Consider the following 20,760-nt stretch of genomic DNA (forward strand, 5'->3'; position numbering starts at 1 on the left):
GGCTCGGCCCGCCGGGTACCGGCGGTCCAGACCACCTGAGATGGCGGGTTCCCCGCACGTTCCGGGCTCGTAGCTGAGGGCGTAACTCAATGAAGAGCAACGTGAAGGGACGGCCAGCGCATGACAACGACCACCTCGACCAATATCCCGACTGAGGGAGGGACCACCCACGAGGCCCTCACCGCCTGGGTGAATGAGGTTGCAGCCCTTACGACCCCAGACCGCATCGAGTGGATCACTGGCTCCGAGGAGGAGAACGAGCGCCTGTGCCAGCTTCTCGTCGACGGCGGCTCCTACGAGCGCCTCAACGATGAACTGAAGCCGCATTCCTTCCTTTGTCGCTCCGACCCCAAGGACGTTGCGCGGGTCGAGGGCCAGACCTTCATCTGTTCCGAGGATGAGGCAGACGCCGGGTTCACCAACAACTGGATGGCCCCGGATGAGATGAAGAAGATCATGACCGAGCTGTATCGGGGGTGCATGAAGGGTCGGACGATGTACGTCATTCCCTTCGTCATGGGCCACCTCGAGGCGACGGTGCCGATGTTCGGTGTTGAGATCTCCGACTCCGCCTATGTTGTGACGAACATGCGGATCATGGCCCGCATCGGGACCGAAGTCCTGTCCAAGATGGAAGAGACGAACGCTGACTTCGTCAAGTGCCTGCACTCGGTCGGCGCCCCGCTCGCCGAAGGCGAGAAGGACGTTCCGTGGCCGTGCAGCGAGACCAAGTACATCAGCCACTTCCCCGAAGAGCGCACTATCTGGAGCTTCGGTTCCGGCTACGGCGGCAACGCGTTGCTCGGCAAGAAGTGCTACGCACTGCGGATCGCCTCGGCAATCGCCCGCGATGAGGGCTGGATGGCTGAGCACATGCTCATCCTCAAGCTCACCAACCCCGAGGGGAAGACGTACTACATCGGTGGCGCTTTCCCCAGCGCGTGTGGCAAGACCAACCTCGCCATGCTCGAGCCCACCATTCCCGGCTGGAAGGCCGAGATGGTCGGCGACGACATCGCCTGGATGCGCTTCGGTGAAGACGGGCGCCTTTACGCCGTCAACCCCGAGTTCGGTCTCTTCGGCGTGGCTCCCGGCACGGGCGCTCACACCAACAGCAACGCGATGAAGACCATCGAGGCTGGCCACTCCATCTTCACCAACGTCGCCAAGACGGACGATGGCGACGTGTGGTGGGAGGACATGACCAAGGACAAGCCTCAGCACCTCATCGACTGGAAGAACCGCGACTGGACCCCGGAGTCGGAGGAGAAGGCGGCCCACCCCAACGCCCGCTTCACCACGCCGGCCAAGCAGTGCCCGATGATCGCGGACGAGTACGACAACCCGGATGGCGTTCCCATGGACGCTTTCCTCTTCGGTGGCCGCCGCGCCACGACGATCCCGCTGGTCTACCAGTCGCGTGACTGGAACCACGGCACGTTCATCGCCGCCACGCTGTCCTCGGAAACCACCGCGGCTGCCACTGGTGCGGTCGGTGTGGTGCGCCGTGACCCGATGGCGATGCTCCCCTTCATCGGTTACAACGCCGGGGATTACGTGCAGCACTGGATCAACATCGGCAAGGAGCACGACGCCGACAAGCTGCCGAAGATCTTCCAGGTCAACTGGTTCCGCAAGGATGAGAACGGCAAGTTCCTGTGGCCGGGCTTCGCGGAGAACAGCCGCGTTCTGGACTGGATCATCCGCCGTCTCGAGGGCGAGGTCGAGACCGAGGAATCCCCCATCGGTCTGCTGCCCAAGGCCGAGGACCTCAACATCGACGGCCTGGACATGAGCCTGGAAGACGTCGCCAACGCCCTTGCCTACGACCCGGAGGCATGGAAGAAGGAACTGCCGCTCATCGAGGAGTGGTTCGCCAAGTTCGGCGACGCACTTCCCGCCGAGCTCCAGGAGCAGTTGGACGGTTTGAAGGAACGCATCGACGCCTCATGAGAGGTTGATGCTGCGGTGAGGAACCGCTGAGAAGCTCCGACGAACGGGCCGACATCCCATCCAGGATGTCGGCCCGTTCTGCTGCTCGGGGTCGGCCGCCCGACTGGGCGCCGGCGCCTGTCTGCGCTTACTTCCGCGCCGTTGCCCGCTGACACATCGAGCAGCGAAGCCATTAGTTGTCGCCCTGGCTGCGCCATGAACCGGCCGTAAGACAGCACCGAGGGAGCCGTGGCGGCGGCGAAAGCTGGCAGCACTATCGGGGCGCGCCGGAGTGCGACGACCACAAAAGGGTGGGCCCCTACGGATCTGATCCGTAGGGGCCCATCTCAACCGCGGAGGCGGAGGGATTTGAACCCTCGATGGGGAATAACCCCCAAACCCGCTTAGCAGGCGGGCGCCATAGACCGGACTAGGCGACGCCTCCTCCACCCGATCAACGCGTGACCGGAGCAGCAAACAGGCTACCTGGCAAAGGGGCTAGCGACCAAAACAGCTACCCCGAGTTCATCACACCGACAGCGGCACACCCGCGTCACGGCGCCCGAACGGGTGCGTATTGTGGCGCCGGTATCTCACACCCGTCAACTGTGGTCCACGCACAATGCACAATAGACAGTGGCGCTCTTCACCTGAGCGTGGGAGAGGTGGGGCAAACGATGACGCAGACGCTGCAACCAGCGGCGCCGGATGGTGCATCCGCGCACACTCCCCGCCAAGGCTTGGGCCGCTTCCTCGGGATGACCACGTTAGGCGCGCTGCTGCCCGGATCGGGGTTGCTGCTCAGCGGGCGCCGTGCCGTCGGTGGCACGCTGCTGGCCTGCTTCGTGGCGCTTATCGTCGGTGTCTGCTCGTTCGTGCTCATCAAGGGTCCGACCTCGGCCGCACTGTTCCTCGGGGTTCGACCCAACCTGCTGCTCGCCGTGGGTGGGGGCATCATTCTGGGCTCACTCATCTGGTTCGTCTCGGTACTGGCCACCGCCAAGATCAACTGGCCGACGCCGCCCGCCACGTTCAAGCGCATCATCGCGGCCCTGTTCACGATGGTCCTGTCGCTGGCGCTGCTGGCCCCGGCAGCTAAAGCGGTCGAGTACGTCTTCATCCACCGCGACCTCGTCGACAATCTGTTCACGACGGCGCGTTCCGCACGTTCCGACAACGACCCACGACCTGAGCCCGGCTCCGGCCGGGACGCCTGGGAGAACTACCCCCGAGTGAACCTGCTGCTCCTGGGCTCGGATGCCTACCCCGGCCGGCCGGGTCTGCGCACCGACTCGATGATCGTGGCCAGCATCGACACCACAACCGGCGACACGGTGCTCTTCGGCATACCGCGCAACTTGGAGAATGTGCCGTTCGCTTCGGACAACCCGCTCAGCCAGGTCTACCCGCAGGGATACAACTGCGGCGACAAGTGCCTCATCAACGAGATCTGGAACGAAGGGGAAAAACACCGCGAGCTCTTCCCCGGCGACCCGATGCCCGGACTGACCGCAACGCGGTTGACCCTCTCGGAGGTCCTAGGCCTCAACATCGATTACACCGCCGTCATCAACATTCGCGGCTTCAGCGAGCTCGTCGACGCCATGGGCGGCGTCGACATCACGGTCAAGGAGCGCATCCCGATCGGCGGCAAGGTCGCCAACGGGCGCATCGTGCCCGGCAGCATCAACGGGTGGATCGAGGCCGGCCCGCAGCACCTGAACGGCTACGAAGCGATGTGGTACAGCCGTTCGCGGGCCACCACTGACGACTTCAACCGGATGACCCGGCAGCGTTGCATGGTGGGTGCTCTGGTCAAGCAGGTCCGGCCGGTATCGATGCTGGAGAAATACCCGGCACTGGCCAAGGTGGCCAAGGACAACGTCTACACCGACGTGCCGCCGGAACACCTCGAAGCCTGGGCCGAACTCGTGGAACGGATGCAGCAGGGCACGATCCGCAGCCTGCCGTTCACGAACAAGATCGTGAACGTGGTCGACCCTGACTACGACCGGATCCGCGCCATCGTGCAGGACGCCATCTTGGACGACCCGGTAGAGGGCCCCCCGCCGCCCAGCGACCCCACCACTGCACCGGCCGCCCCGGCCCCACCCGCCGCACCTGGCGCGACGCCTTCAGCCAAGCCCTCTCCCAAGGAAGGCTTGGTCAAGGTCGAGGACGCCTGCTGAGGCAGTGCCCCCCCATCGACATAGCCCGTAGGTTTTGCGCTTCGTCGCGTGGCGCACGCGAGGTCGGTATCCCTCCATCGGTCGCGGGCCACGGCGCGGATCAGCCCTGAGATAGAGGCCACCTGGCCCAGGATGATCGCACGCCGGTGACCGCCCGGTGGCGGCCGAGCAGCCCTAAGAGGTGAGCCGCGCCCAGGCTTGTCCCGCACCGCTGAGCGGAAGCGCCCCAGAGGGGTGACCGGCAGGGCTGCTTTCGCCTAACTGCCGGGCTTTGACCGGCGGCGGCGGGCCCGGAAGGCCGCCACCAACATCGCCAGCAGCACAGCCGCTGAGATGTAGCCCGCGTAGAGCGCGTACTGGCGCACCACCAGCACCGCAGAATCGCCGAGCAGCGCACCCACGCCGAGGAAGAGCGTCTGGGTAGTCACTGCCGCGGCCAGGTCCACCAACACGAAGGTGCGCAGCCGGGTCCCAGCGATGCCCAGGGCGACGTGAATGATCTCGCGCGGCAACGGGAGTGGCACGTAAGCCAGGGCCATCGCGAGCACCTGGTACCGGCGCACCAGAGCCTCGGCCCGGGCGGTACGCCGTCGTGCTTTCGGTGCGGTCCCACCGACCTTGAGCAGAGCGGCTTCACCCCAGAGCCGACCGGCCCACCAAAACACCCAGTGGAACTTGATGATCGAGACGGTGGCGGCCAACAACGGCCACAGCCACGGTTGGCCCTCGGCTGCAGCCAAGGCGCCCACGGCGACCATGGCGGTGCGGCTGCCGGAGATAGCCGCCAGCACCGCAGGCGCCTGGCCTAACAGCCACGGGCGCAGCGGCAGCATGACGACCCCGTAGACGCTCACCACGCCAAGGGCGATTCCGCACAGCAGCCCCTCTCGGCGAACTTTGGCCGGGCTCGGTTCTCCAGAGGCCGGTGAGTCAGGCGAGTGGCCACCGCTGTCGTCGCGCGTGTTCACACCGTGTTGTCGCCGTGGCTGCTCGATTGCTCCCGGCGGGCCTTGCGCATCCCGCCGAGGATCACGCCGGCCAAAATGACCAAAGTGATCCACAGCGAGTACTTCGCGATGACCTCGACCACCTGCACCACCGGCTCGCCGACGGTATAGCCCAGATAGAGCCACAGCCCTTGCACGACGGCCGCGGCGGCCAGGTCGACAGCGAAAATGGCACGAAAGGAGGTGCCTGCGGTACCGAGCACCGCGAACACGATCGCCCGGGGAATGGGCAGGATCGGAATGTTCGTGATGAGGACGGCGAGCGTGTGATAGCGGCGCGCCAGCCCTTCGGCGCGCTCAGCGCGACGCAGGGCACCTTTGGAGGAACCGGTGATGCTGCGGATGAAGAAGTCGCCCCACAGGCTGCCCGCCCACCAGAACAGCAGGTCCAGCTTGATGAGGCTGAACGAGGCGACGACGAAAGCTACCCCGACCACGCTCAGGCTGGTTCCGCCGGTGGCTGCCAGGGCACCGATGGTGACCAGCGCCGAGCGACTTCCGGTAAGGCAAGCAAGCAACAGGGGGTTGAAGCCCAGCAGGGTGGGTCGAGCCAACATCATGACGATGCCGTAGACGCCGCTGACCGCGATGAGAGTCAGCGCGATCCGGTCGGCGCGGGTCGGGGTGTAGTCCTCAGGCCAGAAACCCGCCCCCGCACCGGCTGAGGCGGAGGTCGAACCAGCCTTCGAGCCCCCGGCCGACCTCGCACCCTCGGACTCGGGTGGGCCAGCGGCGGGTGTAGTCGGGGTGTCGGTCACGCCAACAGGTTACGCGTCCTACCCGCATCCACTGGACTTGACGCGTTGAAGCCCCCGGTCCGAAGAACCGGGGGCTTCAGCTAAAGCTCAGATCAGAGGGGACGAACGTCGTCAGCCTGGGGACCCTTCGGACCCTGGGTGACCTCGAACTCGACCCGCTGCGCCTCGTCGAGGGAACGGTAGCCATTCGTCTGGATCGCCGAGTAGTGCACGAAGACGTCAGGGCCACCCCCATCCTGCGCGATGAAGCCGAAGCCCTTTTCTGCGTTGAACCACTTAACGGTGCCCTGTGCCATGGGGAAAACAACTCTCTACTGGTGTGGCTGAATCCCGCACTTCGCGAGATCCCGGCTGCCGCACACGACCCCCACTACGAGGGACTTGCCCGTCGATCGTGGAACGAGCCCTCCATCGACGTCTTTCCTACTGCGAGGAACTGCATGTGCAGCCGGGATTACCGTAACACGGTTCTCGGGCCGAGAACATGCCACAACGGCCCTGGAGAACACCGCTTCGTCCAGCGCGTCCGGCCGGGTAAAGGCGGCACGTCGCACACCCCCTCGGAGTCGACGATCAGGTGAATTCACGGTAGCGCCACCCGCTGCGTGACCAGTTGAGAAACAGCACGACTCGCAAAGCCGCGCACGCCGCTAACCAGGCGGGGAACAGCCACAGGAGGTGCGGTGAGTGATTTCCGCCTGCAGTCGCAGAACCTGCGAAGGAGCATCGGCGTTGTGCATTCTTCGGCGCAGGAGCTGCACGGCACGCGCCCCCATCGCGAAGCTGGGCTGGGCCGCCGCAGTGATCCGGGGCTCGACGACATCGGCCCAGGGGAGATCGTCGAAGGCGACCAGTGCCAGGTCTCGAGGAACCTGAAGGCCCTCCTCCTGCAAGGCGCGCAGCGCGCCCAGGGTCATGCTGTCGTTGCATACGAAAACCGCCGTCGGGCGCTGCGGCAGCGCCAGGATCTTCAGCATCGCCCGACGCCCCTGCATCTCGGTCGAACCGCCATCGAAGATCAGGGACTGATCCACCGGGACGTTGTGTCGCTGATGGGCAACGGCATAGCCCCGCAACCGCTCGGCCGTGGTGGTGAGGCCCTCGATCCCACCGATGACCGCGATCCGGCGATGCCCCAGCGCGAGCAGATGGTCCACCAGGCTCGCGGCAGAGGCTTCGTTCTCCACGACCACCTGATCCACGGCCAGGGACTGCAACCGGTCCAGGACGACGAACGGCACCGGACGCCCGCGCAACATCCGCAGCGCGCCATCCTCCCAGCCAGCGGTAGGCACGATGACCAGACCGTTGATGTGGTGGGCAAGCAGGTTGGCCACGGCGCGTTCCTCGCGCTGCTCATCCTCGCCGGTGTCGCTGCCGATCACCGACAATCCCTGCCGCAGGGCTTCGACCTCGATGCCTGCCCGCAGTTCGTGCAGGAAGGGATTGGCCGACATGGGCAGGGCGACCCCGATCGTGGGCGTAGCCCCAGCCGCCAGTGAACGGGTCACACCCTCGTAGGAGAAACCGAGGCGATGCATCGCCTCCAGCACATCTGCGCGCGTGCGCGCGGCTACGGTTCGGGTGCCGTTGACGACATGGGAGACGGTGCTCACGGACACTCCGGCCTCCCGGGCCACAGCTGTCATGGTCACCGCTGGCATGACCCCTATGTTTGCGCAACAAAACAGGTTCGGCTACCTGAACGCCGGAACGCGCCCCGTCTGGATGTCTATACCCCCTCGGGCATGAGAGCCTGGCCCCCTTGTCGCCAGACGAAGGAGAGCACATGGTCCAGATCGATCCGGCCAGCACGACCGCGGTTGCCAACCGCCTCAAGCGCGCTCAGGGCCAGCTCGGCGGCATCCTGGCGATGATCGAGAGCGGGCGCGAGTGCGAAGACATCGTCACCCAGCTCGCAGCAGTGAGCAAGGCAGTGGACCGCGCCGCCTTCACGCTCATCGCGCAAGGTATGCGGCAGTGTGTCCAGGCCGGCGATGACCTGGACACCACCAAGCTTGAGAAGGTCTTCCTCTCCCTCGCATAGTGACTGCAGCACCAGCGGCCCCGCTCCACCCTTCGCAGGATGCAGCGGGGAGACCTAGGCCCCTGCGGGCCTGTAACGTTGGTGTACGCCCGACTTCCGGGCATGGAGGGCTCGCATAGTGGCCTAGTGCGGCGGTCTTGAAAACCGCTATGTCGGCAACGGCATCGTGGGTTCGAATCCCACGCCCTCCGCGCGAGGGCACGGTTCCAGTCATAGAGTCGTGCCAGTCGACGAAAGGAAACACCATGTACAGGCTTACCTTCCTGGCAGGCGCAGCAGTCGGATACGTCCTCGGCACCCGCGCAGGGCGCGGACGCTATGAGGAAATGAAGCAGCAGGCGGACGCGCTGTGGCACGACCCCCGAGTCCAGGAGAAGGTCTCCACCGCAAGCCAGACGGTCAAGGAAAAGGCCCCCGATGTCAGCGCCAAGCTCGCCGAGGTGGCGGGTCAGGCGACGGCAGCGGCCAAGGAAAAGGTCAGCGGCGACTCCAAGGACGACATGCTCATCGGCAGCGAGTCCGGTAGCGACTACGTCCCGCACGAGACCAAGTTCCAGTCGTGACCTCCCCCGCGAGCGAGGACGCCGCCGCTGAGCGCGCCGAGTTGCTCCCGGAGGAGATCGCAGCAGGCAGCGATGACCCGCAGGCGCAAGCCGAGGCCATCCTCGAGGAGTCTCAAGAGCGCGTGAACGGGCTCACCTCGCAGCAGAGCAGTCAAAGTGAGCAGCGCAGCGCCGAAGAGGCCAGCAGCTCCTGTTAAACCGTGCTCGTCAGTGAAGGCCGCAACCCCGGTGGGGTTGCGGCCTTCACTATGAGCGTGGCTCGGCGCTAGATCCAGAGAGCTGGCTCGGCGAACATCGCCTCGTAGGGGTCCTCGCGCTGGGCGAGCGCACGATGGCGCGCCGGCACCCCGGTCGCCACGTGGTACTCCGGCACGTCTTTGACCACCACCGAGTTCGCGCCGATCTGCGCCCCTTCGCCGAGCTCGACCGGCCCGAGCACCTTGGCGCCGGCACCGATGGTGACGTTGTCGCCCAGAGTGGGGTGGCGCTTGCCCTTGGCGAGGGTACGGCCACCGAGGGTGACCCCGTGATACAGCATCACGTCATCCCCGACCTGTGAGGTCTCGCCGATGACTACACCCATACCGTGATCGATGAAGAAGCGTCGCCCGATATCGGCCCCGGGGTGAATCTCGACCCCGGTCGCGGTACGCGCCAGATTCGACAGCACCCGGGCCGGCAACTTCAAGGACTCTCGCTGCCACATCTGGTGCGCCACCCGATGCGCCCAGATGGCATGCAACCCCGGCGAAACGATTGCCATCTGCACCTTGGATGTCGCCGCTGGGTCACGCTCGACCGCTGCCTGCAGGTCCTCCACGACGGTCTCCTTCACCCGGCGCAGCCAGCCCGCCCGCGACGCGAGGGTCTTCCTGGCGGCGGGGTGGGTGGGGCAGGCTGCCCCGACGCACAGGCACGCCTCGTCCTGAGCTGCCGGTTGCGGGTACTGCTTGCGTGCACGTCGCTGCTGCGCAGCGGCGTTGAGCGGTTGATGGCCGCAGCGGGTTTCATCGGCTGGCCCGAGCTGGGTGTTCTCGGTGATCTGAACCTGGCTCACGAACGCTCCTGGAAGATGATGGGACGAGATTCGCGTCAGTCGCGCAGGCCGTCGAAGAGGACGGTCGACAGGTAGCGCTCTCCGAAGGAGGGGATGATGACCACGATCGTCTTGCCGGCGTTCTCTGCTCGAGCAGCTACCTGCGAGGCGGCACACAGCGCCGCACCCGAGGAGAGACCCACGAGCAGGCCCTCCTGAGTGGCAGCCTTGCGCGCGAACTCCACCGAGTGCTCGATGTCGACGTCGATGACCTCGTCGTACAGATCGGTGTCCAGTACCTCAGGCACGAAGTTGGCGCCCAGGCCCTGGATCATGTGCGGGCCCGGCTGGCCGCCGTTGAGGATGGGCGATTCGGCCGGTTCCACCGCAACGAGCTGCAGTTCGGGCTTGCGCTCCTTGAGCGTGCGGCCGATGCCGGTGATGGTGCCCCCGGTGCCAACGCCGGCCACGACGATGTCGACAGCGCCGTCGGTGTCTTTCCAGATCTCTTCGGCGGTGGTGCGGCTGTGCACCGCCGGGTTGGCTTCGTTGGCGAACTGGCGGGCCAAGACCCCGCCCCGCTCGGCCACGATGGCCTCGGCGCGCTGCACCGCACCCCGCATACCTTCTGCGCCTGGGGTGAGCACCACCTCGGCACCGAACGCACGAAGCAGCGCCTTGCGCTCGGCGCTCATCGTCTCGGGCATGGTGAGCACGACCGGGTAGCCGCGGGCGGCGCCGACCATGGCCAGCGCAATCCCGGTGTTGCCACTGGTCGCCTCGACGATGGTGCCCCCGGGCTTGAGCTCTCCGCAGGCTTCGGCGGCGTCAACGATCGCCACCCCGATACGGTCCTTGACGGAGTTGGCCGGGTTGTAGAACTCCAGCTTGGCTGCCAGCGTCACGCCCGAATCGGCGGTGTCGATGATCCGGTTGATGCGTACAAGAGGGGTGTTGCCGACGAGGGCAGTGACGTCGTCATGGATGGGCACAGCAGGCACCTTCCGCAGGGGTGAAATCGAACGGGTACGACGGCCATAACGGATGGCCGCTTATCGGTATTCCAACTCGGCATTATGTTCCTACGGCGTGCGGCCTCGTTCTTGCCGCAGCCGACATCCGAGACAGGCAGTCCACATCGTCAGGCAGACCTGCCGAAAACTCCCGCTCCGGACAGGCGCGGGGCCGCATAAATCCGCCCATCTGCCAACCTGCAAGCACCCCCTTGGCGACCGACGTCACAGGGCGAGCCGCAGACCCAACCCGGTTGCCTCCGTATCCTGCATTTCATGTCAGCGCTGCAGATCACGGCGATCGTCCTGTGCCTCATCATCCCGACGGTGGGATGGCTCCTGCTCGTCCGGCAGGTCTGGCGGTACACCAAGCTGTTCCGTTCGGGCGCCCCCGACCCGACCCGAACCAACCAGCCAGGGCGGCGAACCGCGACCCTGCTGCGCGAGTTCCTCGGGCACACACGCATGGCACGACTGCCCGTGGTCGCCATCGCCCACTGGTTCACTGCGCTGGGCTTCCTCATCCTGTTCAGCACCCTGGTGAACGCGTTCTTCCAGCTCGTCTGGCCGGAGTTCCGGCTGCCGATCATCGGGCACTTCCCACCGTTCGAGTGGGTCGTCGAACTCTTCGCGTGGGGTTGCCTCATCGGCATCATCCTGCTGATGTCGATCCGCCAGAAGAACCACCCGCGCCGCGCCGCCGGTGAACGCGGGCGCCGTAGCCGATTCTTCGGCTCCACCTGGTGGGAGGCCTACTTCGTCGAGATCATCATCCTGCTCGTCTCGATCTGCATCCTGTCGCTGCGCAGCCAGGAAGCCGCACTGGTCAAGTTCACCGAGCCGGAGACCACCGTGTGGGTGCACTTCCCACTCACAGCGTGGACGAGCGGCATCTGGGGCGGGCTGTCCGAGGAGTGGCTGCGCGAGTCGATCATCGTCGTCGCTGCGATCAAGATCCTCATCTCTTTCACCTGGATGATCACCGTCTCACTCACCCCGACGATGGGGGTGGCCTGGCACCGGTTCCTGGCGTTCTTCAACATTTGGTTCAAGCGCCACGCAGATGGGCGCACCTCCCTGGGTGAGTTGCAGCCGATGAAGGTCGGTGGCACGGCCGTGACGGCCGAGAACCTCGAAGAAGTGATGGAGCTGGCCGAGGGCGGGGACGGCGAGGAGGACGCCGAGATCTCCATGGGGGTCGGCAAGATCGACGATTTCACCTGGAAGCAACTCTTGGACTTCAGCACCTGCACCGAGTGCGGTCGCTGCCAGAGCCAGTGCCCGGCGTGGAACACCGACAAGCCGCTGTCGCCCAAGCTGCTCGTGATGGCCATGCGAGACCACTCGAACGCGATGATGCCCTGGCTGACCGCGAGCGCTGAGGATCGTCCCGGCCTGCCCGAGCACACCCGCAAACTGGCCCAGGTCTCCCTGGTCGGTGACACCGGGTACGAGCAGGACCGGCCGCTGGCCGCCTACGACGCGCTGGGACCGGACGCGATCATCGACTCCGACGTGCTGTGGTCGTGCACCACCTGTGGCGCCTGCGTGGAGCAGTGCCCGGTCGACATCGAGCACGTCGACGCGATCGTGGACATGCGCCGCAACCAGGTGCTCATCGAGTCGGCTTTCCCGGCCGAGTTCGGTGGTCTGTTCAAGAACCTGGAGAGCAAGCAGAACCCGTGGGGCATGGCCCCCAAGATGCGGATGGACTGGGCCAAGGGCCTGGAGTTCGACATTCCGATCGTCGGCCAGGACGTGGAGGACCTCAGCTCGGTCGACTACCTGTTCTGGGTCGGCTGCGCCGGCGCCTTCGAGGACCGGGCCAAGAAGACAACGCGGGCGGTTGCGGAGTTGCTGGACGAGGCCGGAGTGTCCTTCGCGGTGCTGGGCGAGGGCGAAGCCTGCACAGGTGACTCTGCCCGTCGCGCCGGCAACGAGATCCTCTACCAGATGCTCGCTGCGCAGAACATCGAGATGTTGAACGAGGCGGGCGCTAAGAAGATCGTCGTCACCTGCGCCCACTGCTACAACACGTTGCGTAATGAGTACCCGCAGAACGGTGGCCAGTACGAGGTCGTACACCACACACAGTTGCTCAACCGCCTGGTGCGGGAGAAGAAGCTCGTTCCGGTCGCCCGCCCAGAGGAGCACCCCGGTCTGTCTTCGGCCAAGAAGGTCGCCTCGACGGGGCCGTCTGTCACCTACCACGACCCCTGCTACCTCGGCCGGCACAACCACGTCTACGCCCCACCACGTGAACTCATCGGTTCGCTGCCGGGCGTGGAACTGCGCGAGATGCCGCGTCACGGGCAGAAGTCGTTCTGCTGTGGTGCCGGTGGCGCCCGCATGTGGGCCGAGGAGAAGCTCGGAACCCGTGTCAACGGAAACCGCACCGCTGAGGCGGTAGCGACCGGCGCCGACCGTATCGCTATCGGTTGCCCGTTCTGTCGCGTCATGCTCAGCGACTCCCTGACTGCGATGCAGTCCGAGGGCGAGGCACGCGAAGAAGTCGAGGTCGTCGACATCGCCCAGATGCTGCTTGCCGCCGTCCGTCGTGGCGAGAGCCCCGACGCTTCGCAGGAGTTGGCGGCGACCGCCGCCGGCGAGCGGGGCGCACAACCGGACACCGCCGCAGCCTCGGCCGACCAGTCGGGCGTGGCACAGGAAGCTGCTGAGGGCGGCCCGGCCGAAGTCGCCGCCTCGGATGCGACTGCGCAGGCTGCGCAAGAGGCCCGCGAGGAGATGCCGGGTCAGGACGCACCGGCCAAGAAGAAGGCCGGCGCAATGTCGGCAGCCGACGCCCTGGCGATGATGCAGGCCCAATCCGGCAACGAAGCGGCAGAACCTGCCGCCGAGACACCGGCAGCACCGGCAGCAGCACCCAAGGGCAAGATGTCCGCAGCCGACGCCCTGGCGATGATGCAAGCCCAATCCGGCAACGAAGCGGCAGAACCTGCCGCCGAGACACCGGCAGCACCGGCAGCAGCACCCAAGGGCAAGATGTCCGCAGCCGACGCCCTGGCCATGATGCAAGCCCAATCCGGCAGCCAACCGGCAGAACCTGCCGCCGCTGCACCAGCAGCCGAAGCTCCGACAGCACCTGCGAAGCCCGCAGAGATGCCCAAGGGCAAGATGTCCGCAGCCGACGCCCTGGCCATGATGCAAGCCCAATCCGCCAGCCGACCGGCAGAACCTGCCGCCGCAGAACCTGCAACCGCTGCACCAGCAGCCGAAGCGCCCACGGCACCTGCGAAGCCTGCCGGATCAGCAGCGGAGAAACCGGTGGCAATGCCCACCGGCAAGATGTCGGCAGCCGACGCCCTGGCCATGATGCAAGCCCAATCCGCCAGCCAACCGGCAGAATCTGCGGAACCGGCGGAACCAGCAGAACCGGTTGCCAAGGCTCCGGCTACCCCCGCAAAGGCTGCCGAGTCGGCACCCACGGCACCGGCTGATGCTCCTGCACAGCCGGCCCAGGCTGCGGCGCGAACAAGCCTGCCGACGGGCAAAATGACAGCTTCGGAAGCCCTCGCGGCCATGATGGCCGGCGCCGGGGACGCCGAACCACAGCCGGAGCCGGAGAGCGTCGCGCAGCCTGCCACGCAGGCCGAACCGGAGCAGGCCCCGGCCGCAGAGCAGCCCACACCGTCCGAGAAGAGCGGTACGGTCGCGGGTCCTTCGGAAGGCACTGAGCACGCGGCACCGCAGGCTGTAGAGCAGACCGAGGCGCAGACGCCTGCGGCTGCCTCCCCGGCGGCGGCAAGCCCGGCGCCGACCGCGAAGACCGTCCACCTGCCGAGCGGGCGGATGTCGGCGGCCGAGGCGCTCGCCCTCATGAAGGGGGCCCAGGCCGCGGCACCTGACCAGGAGGAACACCCCGCCCCTGGGCCGCAGGCGAGCCCGCAGCCTGAGACCGTGGCTGAACCGGCCGAGGCCCCACAGCCGCCGGCCGAGGCAACGGCGACCCCGGCTACCGACCCAGAACCGGCCGCCGAACCCATGAACGACGCGGCCGCAACCTCGGCGCCAACGGCGGAACCTGAGAACGCAGCCGCGACAGGACTGGCTGCCGCTCCCGCCACCGACCCGGAACCGGCAGCCGAGGCCGACGCAGAACCAGCACCGGCGCCCACCCCGAGCACACCGGCAAGCCCCGCGCGCTCCGGCGCCTGGGCCGCCGTACAGGAGGCCGCGGGCGGAAAGCCGATCTCGAGTTCGGAGGCCCTGAAGATCCTTCGGGGCGAGTAGGACAACCGAAGCGGGGCTGGTCATCCACGGGGTGGCTAGCCCCGCTTCGTGTGCCCGGTCCCTTCTAGGCTGGCCCCATGACAGCTGCCGGGCGCCACCTCGACTTCGCCGGCCACGACGTCCCCGCCTTGGGATTGGGGACCTGGTTCATGGGTGAGGGCCACCTGCCGCGAGCCCAGGAGGTGCGCGCGTTGCAGGCCGGTCTCGAACTCGGGCTGCGCGTGGTGGACACGGCGGAGATGTACGCCGACGGCAACGCTGAGAAGGTCGTCGGAGAGGCGCTACGTGGCCGCCGCGATGCGGCTGTCGTCGTCAGCAAGGTGTACCCGCACAATGCCTCCCGAAGCGGGGTCCGTGCCGCCTGCGAGCGGAGCCTGCGCCGACTGCACATCGAGAGCATTGACGTGTATCTGCTGCATTGGCGCGGCGGGGTTCCGTTGTCGGAAACCGTGGCCGGTTTCGAGGATCTGATCGCCGCCGGGCTGATCGGCAGTTGGGGGGTGTCCAACCTCGATCCGGACGACCTCGAAGAGTTGCTCGGCGTTCCGGGCGGACAGGCCTGCGCCACGAACCAGATCCTGTACAACCTGACCCGACGCGGCCCTGAGCTCGACCTGCTCCCGAGGGCGCGGCAGGCCAGCATGCCGATCATGGCGTACTCCCCCATCGAGCAGGGCCGCCTGTTCGATGGGGGCCCCGGCGTCACCGCCCTGGGCAAGGTTGCGGCCAGACACCAGGCCAGCGCGGCACAGGTCGCTCTGGCGTGGTGCTTACGCGACGGCAACGTACTGGCCATCCCCAAGAGCGCTCGGGTGGAACACGTCCGCGAGAACGCAGCCGCGTTAGACCTGAACCTCACCGATGAGGACATCTCCACCTTGGACGCGGCCTATCCACCACCACCGCAACCGATTCCGCTCCAGACACTCTGAGCAACGCACGGAGAGCGCGCGCGGGCCCCGCGACCTCGACCCGAGCGCCGCAGCCACAACTGTGCCGGGTGGAGGCCCGTCAGTGAGCCGGCCATTCGGAGCGGGCAGCTACCGCCCTGCCGCTCTGCCGCTGCGGCGCCGCACCTGTTCCTCGAGCCGCGCACTGGCAGCCTGACGAACAGGTGCGGTCCATCGCGGTACGAGCCTGGCACCCGGGGGCCCGCCTTTTCAACCTTCGGCGGCCAGGGGCGTCCCCCAGGTCAGGGGCCTCAGCGGGTAGGCGACCCGGCTGGTGGAGCGGCCTGCGAGCCGTCGCCCGATCCGCCAGCCGGCGTCGAGGTGAGGGCACCCGCGAACTGCGCCTCGTACAGCTCGGCGTAGGCCCCGCCCGCAGCCAGCAACTCCTCATGACTGCCTTGCTCAACGATCTGACCCGACTCCATCACCAGAATGAGGTCCGCGTCCCGGATGGTGCTCAACCGGTGCGCGATGACGAAGCTCGTCCGCTCGCTACGCAAGGCGGCCATGGCCTGTTGCAGCAGCAGTTCGGTGCGGGTGTCGACGCTGGAGGTCGCTTCATCCAGGATGAGCAGGCTCGGGCGGGACAAGAAGGCCCGCGCGATCGTGATGAGTTGTTTCTCGCCGGAGGAGATATTGCCGCCCTCGTCATCAAGCACCGTGTCGTAGCCGTCCGGCAGGTGCGCGACGAAACGATCGACGTAGGTGGCTTGCGCGGCCGCGCGGATCTCTTCCTCGGTGGCGTCCGGGCGCCCGTAAGCGATGTTCTCCCGGACAGTGCCCTTGAACAGCCAGGTGTCTTGCAGCACCATCCCGATCTGCTCTCGCAGCTCTCGTCGCGACATCGCGCTGATGTCTACCCCGTCCAGGGTGATGCGCCCGGCGTCCAGCTCGTAGAAACGCATGACGAGGTTGACCAGGGTGGTCTTACCCGCACCGGTCGGACCGACGATCGCTACCGTCTGGCCTGGCTCGGCCACCAGCGAAAGGTGCTCGATCAACGGCCGCTGCGGGTCGTAACTGAACGAGACGTCCTCGAACTCGATCCGCCCACGGCTGCCTTGCGTGCTGCGGCCACCGCCGACCTCGGGGACCTGATCCGGCGCGTCCAGCAGTGCGAACACCCGCTCTGCAGAGGCAACCCCCGACTGCATCAGGTTCACCATCGAGGCCACCTGGGTCAGCGGTTGGGTGAACTGGCGCGAGTACTGGATGAAGGCCTGCACGTCACCCAAGCTCATCTGCCCCGAGGCGACCCGCACGCCCCCGACCACGGCGACCAGGACATAGGACAGGTTCCCGATGAACATCATCAGCGGCATGATCAGACCCGAGACGAACTGGGCGCCGAAGGTGGCCGCGAAGAGCTCCTCGTTGGTGCGTTTGGCCTCGGCGACGGCTTCGGCCCGGCGCCCGAACACCGTGACGAGCTCATGGCCGGTGAAGGCCTCTTCGATCTGACCGTTGAACACGCCCGTGCGATTCCACTGGCGCACGAACAGCTTCTGGCTGCGCTTGGCGATCAGCCCCGTGGCCAGGACCGACAGCGGAATCGCCACCAGCGCGATCAAGGTGAGCAGCGGGCTGACCACGAGCATGAGCACGAGGATGCCGACGACGGTGACCAGGCTGTTGAGCAGTTGGCCCAGCGTCTGTTGCAGGCTCTGCCCGAGGTTGTCGATGTCGTTGGTGACCCGACTGAGCAGGTCCCCGCGCGGCTGCCCGTCGACGTATTTCAGCGGCAAGCGGTGCAGCTTGTCCTCGACGTCGCTTCGCAACCGGCGCATCGTCACCATCGCGACGTAGTTGACGAGACGACCCGACATCCACATCAAGACCGCGGCGCTGAGGTACAACGCCAGCACAGTGAGCAGAACCTGGCTGATTGCGGCGAAATCAACGCCCTGACCGGGCACTAGGTGCGGCATGTTCTCGACCATGTCGGCGAGCGTGCCCTGGCCTTTGTTGCGCAGACCGGCAGCCACCTGCTGTTGGGTCGCCCCAGCGGGCAGTTTCGCCCCGATGACACCGGCGAAGAGCAGGTCGGTGGCGCGACCGAGCACCTTGGGCCCGACGACGTTCAATCCCACGCTCGTCACGGTCAACAGCACGGCCGCTACGACGTAGCCGCGCACCGGCGCCAACTGCGCCAACAGACGCCGGCCGGAACCGAAGAAGTCCATGGATTTCTGAGTCGGCGCTCCCCGGCCCCGTCCGCCGCCCCCCGCGGGGGTCCGGCGAGTCTCTTTGAGCTTTGACTCGCTCATGACACCTCCTGTGCACTGCGCTGGGACGAGACGATCTCCTGGTAGGTCGGGCAGTTCACAAGCAGTTCCTCGTGAGTGCCCAGCCCGACGACGCGACCGGCGTCGAGAACGACGATCTGGTCGGCGTCGGCGATCGTCGAGACCCGCTGCGCGACGATGATGACGGTGCAGTCCCGCGTCACGGGGTGCAGCGCGGCCCGCAGTCGAGCGTCAGTGGCCAAGTCCAGCGCTGAGAACGAGTCGTCGAAAAGGTACAGCTCTGGCGCCGCGACCAATGCCCGGGCGATGCACAGGCGCTGCCGCTGCCCCCCTGAGACATTGGTGCCGCCCTGCGAGATGGGCGCTTCGAGCCCCAGTTCGAGGTCCTCGACGAACTCGCGCGCCTGAGCGATATCCAGCGCCGCCCACAACTCCTCGTCGCTGGCCTCAGGGTTACCGAAGCGCAGGTTGCTCGCGATGGTCCCGCTGAACAGGTAGGGGCGCTGGGGCACCATGCCGACCCGGGCCCACAACTGTTCGGGCGCGATCTGTCGCACGTCGACGCCGTCGATGCGTACCGTGCCGCCGGTGGCGTCGAACAACCGAGGCAGCAACTTCACCAGGGTGGTCTTGCCTGCGCCGGTACTCCCGACGATGGCGGTGGTCGTGCCCGGGCGGGCCGTGAAGGTGATGCCGTCCAGGACGGCTGCGTCAGCGCCCGGGTAGGTGAAGGAGACGTCATCCAGCTCGACCTCGCCGCGCACCTGCTCCAACGCGATCGGGGCGCTGGGAGCCACGACGCTGGTCGACTCATCGAGGACTTCCCCGATCCGTTCGGCCGAGACGGCAGCCCGCGGGATCATCGTCGTCAGCATCGCGGCCATCATCACCGACATCAGGATCTGGATGAGATACGTGATGTAGGCGAAGACCGAACCGATCTCCATCTCCCCACTGGCCACGCGCTGGGATCCGAACCACAGCACGGCCACCGTGGAGACGTTCATGATGAGCATGACGATGGGGAACAGCAACACCATGAGGCGCCCGACCGCAAGCGTGGTCGAGGTGAGGGCTTGGTTGGCCTCGGCGAAGCGTGCCTGCTCATACTCTTCGCGGGTGAAAGCGCGCACGACGCGCAGGCCGGTGATCTGCTCGCGCATCACCCGGTTGACCCGGTCCAGCCCGGTCTGCAATTGCCGGAACAGCGGCACCATCCGGCGGATGATGAGCAGTACCACCAGGAGCATGACCGGCACCGCGACCGCCACCAGCCAGGACAGCCCGACATCTTCGCGCAGGGCCATGATGATGCCGCCGACCATCATGATCGGGGCGCTGACCATGATCGTCGAGCTCATCAGGATGACCTGCTGGAGCTGTTGAACGTCGTTGGTGTTGCGAGTGATGAGAGTAGGCGCCCCGAACCTGGCCAGTTCACGCGCGGAGAAGCTCATCACCCGATCCAGCAGATCCGCGCGCACGTCGCGGCCGACGCTCATCGCTGCCCGCGCCCCTGCCCACACCGCCCCGATGGAGCACAGGATCTGCCCCAGCGAGGCCAGGAGCATCCAACGCGAGACGCTCCAGATGTAGGGCACATCGCCTTTGGCGACGCCACCGTTGATGATGTCGGCGTTCAAGCTCGGCAGCGACAACGCGGCGATGGTCGAGCCGAGTTGAAGCACCACAACCAGGGCCAGGAGCCCTCGATACGGTGCCAGATAGCGACGCAGCAGTCGAGACAGCATGCGGCCTCCGTTCTACGTGCGTGCGGGTATGTCGTCCGGATACCGAACACCGCCGGAGGGCAGTCTGTTCCCGTTCAGCGAGGGCTAGTTCAGTCCGTGCTCGGAGAGGAACTCCTCGGCGACCGCGCTGGGGTCCTTTTTGTCGATGTCGACCTTCTTGAGCATGGTCTGCAGGTCCTCGGTGCTCAGCTCAGCCGAGACCTTGTTCAGGGTCTGTACGACTGTGGTGTCTTCGGCGGCCTTCTTCGTCAACAGCGGCACGATGTTCTGGGCGCCGAAGAGTCCCTTGTCGTCCTCGAGGACGATGAGGTTGTGCTCAGCGATCGCCGGGTCGGTGGTGAAGATGTTGGCGGCGTCGACCTGGCCGTTCGTCAAGGCTTGCACGAGCGCTTGCCCGCCGAGGCTGCGCACCTGCTTGAACGTAATGCCGTAGGTCTTGGCCAGGCCGGGAGCGCCCTGGGCACGGGACTGGAACTCGGCCTGGGCACCGATGCTCAGCTTGTTCGCCACTGGCTTGAGGTCGCTGATTTTGGTGAGTGAATATTTGTCGGCCACCGCCTTGGTAACGGTGATCGAGTCCTTGTCCTCGGCCTTGCTCGGCTCCAGGACAGTGAGGTTCTCCGGCAGGGACTTCGTGAGGCTGTCGTAGACCTCCTGTGGCTCGGTCTTGTCGAAGGCCTTGTCGTAGTGCAGTGCCAGAGCACCGGTGTACTCCGGGATGAGGTTGATCGAGCCGTCTTCCAGACCCTTGAGGTAGGCCTCGCGGGCGCCGATCCCCAGCCGCGGCTCCCCGACCTTGACTCCGGCTGCCTCCAGCGCACCCCGGTAGAGGTTGGCCAGCAGTTTGCTCTCGGAGAAGTCAGCCGACCCGACGATGATGCTCTGCGCCGCGGCGGCTTCGCCGCTACCGGAGGACTCTTCGTTAAGCGGGTCGGAGCCGCCACCGCACGCGGCCAATCCCAGGCTGAGGGCGATCACGGCTGCGGTACTGCCAAGACGAGTAGTTGAGCGATTCAT

At 66.4% G+C, this 20,760-nt stretch carries 16 protein-coding genes and 2 tRNA genes; 8 read left to right on the forward strand and 10 right to left on the reverse strand.

Annotated features, from left to right (window positions below; all coding sequences use genetic code 11):
- The first annotated feature begins 120 nt into the window (after positions 1-120).
- Positions 121-1,953: a phosphoenolpyruvate carboxykinase (GTP) gene (locus G9V96_RS07475; protein ID WP_168582469.1), complete on the forward strand. Its 1,833-nt coding sequence runs from the start codon at positions 121-123 to the stop codon at positions 1,951-1,953.
- Between the two features lie 333 nt (positions 1,954-2,286).
- On the opposite strand, the gene G9V96_RS07480 is transcribed toward G9V96_RS07475, so the two are convergent.
- Positions 2,287-2,377: transfer RNA gene (locus G9V96_RS07480), tRNA-Ser, on the reverse strand.
- Positions 2,378-2,609: 232 nt separating this feature from the next.
- Between G9V96_RS07480 and G9V96_RS07485 the strand changes: the two genes are divergently transcribed.
- Positions 2,610-4,121 (forward strand): LCP family protein, encoded by a 1,512-nt coding sequence (locus G9V96_RS07485; RefSeq protein ID WP_168582470.1) that lies wholly within the window; start codon positions 2,610-2,612, stop codon positions 4,119-4,121.
- Positions 4,122-4,378: 257 nt separating this feature from the next.
- Here the strand turns inward: G9V96_RS07485 and G9V96_RS07490 are convergent, their stop codons facing one another.
- The 4 genes from G9V96_RS07490 to G9V96_RS07505 form a co-directional block, all read right to left on the reverse strand.
- A complete protein-coding gene (locus G9V96_RS07490) occupies positions 4,379-5,089 on the reverse strand; it encodes a DedA family protein (RefSeq protein ID WP_226913583.1) in 711 nt (236 codons plus the stop codon).
- Positions 5,086-5,886, reverse strand: a complete 801-nt coding sequence (locus tag G9V96_RS07495) for a DedA family protein (RefSeq protein WP_168582471.1) — start codon at positions 5,884-5,886, stop codon at positions 5,086-5,088. The genes G9V96_RS07490 and G9V96_RS07495 overlap by 4 nt, the downstream gene beginning before the upstream one ends.
- Before the next feature lie 92 nt (positions 5,887-5,978).
- Positions 5,979-6,182, reverse strand: a complete 204-nt coding sequence (locus tag G9V96_RS07500) for a cold-shock protein (protein WP_009760622.1) — start codon at positions 6,180-6,182, stop codon at positions 5,979-5,981.
- A 354-nt stretch (positions 6,183-6,536) separates the two neighbouring features.
- Positions 6,537-7,550, reverse strand: coding sequence for a LacI family DNA-binding transcriptional regulator (locus G9V96_RS07505; RefSeq protein ID WP_168582472.1), 1,014 nt, complete (start codon positions 7,548-7,550; stop codon positions 6,537-6,539).
- A gap of 125 nt (positions 7,551-7,675) precedes the next feature.
- On the opposite strand from G9V96_RS07505, the gene G9V96_RS07510 reads away from it, so the two are divergent.
- From G9V96_RS07510 to G9V96_RS07525, 4 genes are all read left to right on the forward strand, one after another.
- Positions 7,676-7,933 carry a metal-sensitive transcriptional regulator gene (locus G9V96_RS07510; RefSeq protein ID WP_168582473.1) on the forward strand — a complete coding sequence of 86 codons (258 nt, stop codon included), beginning with the start codon at positions 7,676-7,678 and terminating at the stop codon, positions 7,931-7,933.
- A gap of 104 nt (positions 7,934-8,037) precedes the next feature.
- A tRNA-Ser gene (locus tag G9V96_RS07515) sits at positions 8,038-8,124 on the forward strand.
- A gap of 54 nt (positions 8,125-8,178) precedes the next feature.
- On the forward strand, positions 8,179-8,496 hold the full coding sequence (locus G9V96_RS07520; RefSeq protein WP_168582474.1) for a YtxH domain-containing protein: 318 nt from the start codon (positions 8,179-8,181) through the stop codon (positions 8,494-8,496).
- Positions 8,493-8,693 (forward strand): hypothetical protein, encoded by a 201-nt coding sequence (locus G9V96_RS07525; protein ID WP_168582475.1) that lies wholly within the window; start codon positions 8,493-8,495, stop codon positions 8,691-8,693. The genes G9V96_RS07520 and G9V96_RS07525 overlap by 4 nt, the downstream gene beginning before the upstream one ends.
- Before the next feature lie 68 nt (positions 8,694-8,761).
- Here the strand turns inward: G9V96_RS07525 and epsC are convergent, their stop codons facing one another.
- Both epsC and cysK read right to left on the reverse strand, forming a co-directional pair.
- Positions 8,762-9,340: a serine O-acetyltransferase EpsC gene (gene epsC / locus G9V96_RS07530; protein ID WP_404861440.1), complete on the reverse strand. Its 579-nt coding sequence runs from the start codon at positions 9,338-9,340 to the stop codon at positions 8,762-8,764.
- 248 nt (positions 9,341-9,588) lie between these two features.
- Positions 9,589-10,524 (reverse strand): cysteine synthase A, encoded by a 936-nt coding sequence (gene cysK / locus G9V96_RS07535; protein ID WP_168582476.1) that lies wholly within the window; start codon positions 10,522-10,524, stop codon positions 9,589-9,591.
- Positions 10,525-10,821: 297 nt separating this feature from the next.
- Here cysK and G9V96_RS07540 point away from each other — a divergent pair, with 297 nt between their 5' ends.
- Entirely contained in the window at positions 10,822-14,796 is a 3,975-nt protein-coding gene (locus G9V96_RS07540) for a (Fe-S)-binding protein (RefSeq protein WP_168582477.1), read from the forward strand.
- 77 nt (positions 14,797-14,873) lie between these two features.
- Positions 14,874-15,728: an aldo/keto reductase gene (locus G9V96_RS07545; RefSeq protein WP_168582478.1), complete on the forward strand. Its 855-nt coding sequence runs from the start codon at positions 14,874-14,876 to the stop codon at positions 15,726-15,728.
- A gap of 269 nt (positions 15,729-15,997) precedes the next feature.
- Here the strand turns inward: G9V96_RS07545 and G9V96_RS07550 are convergent, their stop codons facing one another.
- The 3 genes from G9V96_RS07550 to G9V96_RS07560 all read right to left on the reverse strand — a co-directional run bounded on the left by G9V96_RS07550 (position 15,998) and on the right by G9V96_RS07560 (position 20,760).
- Positions 15,998-18,013, reverse strand: a complete 2,016-nt coding sequence (locus tag G9V96_RS07550) for an ABC transporter ATP-binding protein (RefSeq protein WP_168582479.1) — start codon at positions 18,011-18,013, stop codon at positions 15,998-16,000.
- Positions 18,010-19,743, reverse strand: a complete 1,734-nt coding sequence (locus G9V96_RS07555) for an ABC transporter ATP-binding protein (protein WP_168582480.1) — start codon at positions 19,741-19,743, stop codon at positions 18,010-18,012. The genes G9V96_RS07550 and G9V96_RS07555 overlap by 4 nt, the downstream gene beginning before the upstream one ends.
- A gap of 84 nt (positions 19,744-19,827) precedes the next feature.
- Positions 19,828-20,760 (reverse strand): ABC transporter substrate-binding protein, encoded by a 933-nt coding sequence (locus tag G9V96_RS07560; protein WP_168582481.1) that lies wholly within the window; start codon positions 20,758-20,760, stop codon positions 19,828-19,830.

This window comes from Gephyromycinifex aptenodytis, from assembly GCF_012277275.1.
In the GTDB taxonomy this organism is placed as follows: domain Bacteria; phylum Actinomycetota; class Actinomycetes; order Actinomycetales; family Dermatophilaceae; genus Gephyromycinifex; species Gephyromycinifex aptenodytis.

Bases quoted from the DNA above. Each gene is read 5' to 3' on its own strand.
- G9V96_RS07475 (WP_168582469.1), top strand. From the start codon at position 121: ATGACAACGACCACCTCGACCAATATCCCGACTGAGGGAGGGACCACC.
- G9V96_RS07485 (WP_168582470.1), top strand. From the start codon at position 2,610: ATGACGCAGACGCTGCAACCAGCGGCGCCGGATGGTGCATCCGCGCAC.
- G9V96_RS07500 (WP_009760622.1), bottom strand. From the start codon at position 6,182: ATGGCACAGGGCACCGTTAAGTGGTTCAACGCAGAAAAGGGCTTCGGC.
- G9V96_RS07505 (WP_168582472.1), bottom strand. From the start codon at position 7,550: ATGCCAGCGGTGACCATGACAGCTGTGGCCCGGGAGGCCGGAGTGTCC.
- G9V96_RS07510 (WP_168582473.1), top strand. From the start codon at position 7,676: ATGGTCCAGATCGATCCGGCCAGCACGACCGCGGTTGCCAACCGCCTC.
- G9V96_RS07520 (WP_168582474.1), top strand. From the start codon at position 8,179: ATGTACAGGCTTACCTTCCTGGCAGGCGCAGCAGTCGGATACGTCCTC.
- G9V96_RS07540 (WP_168582477.1), top strand. From the start codon at position 10,822: ATGTCAGCGCTGCAGATCACGGCGATCGTCCTGTGCCTCATCATCCCG.
- G9V96_RS07545 (WP_168582478.1), top strand. From the start codon at position 14,874: ATGACAGCTGCCGGGCGCCACCTCGACTTCGCCGGCCACGACGTCCCC.
- G9V96_RS07550 (WP_168582479.1), bottom strand. From the start codon at position 18,013: ATGAGCGAGTCAAAGCTCAAAGAGACTCGCCGGACCCCCGCGGGGGGC.
- G9V96_RS07555 (WP_168582480.1), bottom strand. From the start codon at position 19,743: ATGCTGTCTCGACTGCTGCGTCGCTATCTGGCACCGTATCGAGGGCTC.
- G9V96_RS07560 (WP_168582481.1), bottom strand. From the start codon at position 20,760: ATGAATCGCTCAACTACTCGTCTTGGCAGTACCGCAGCCGTGATCGCC.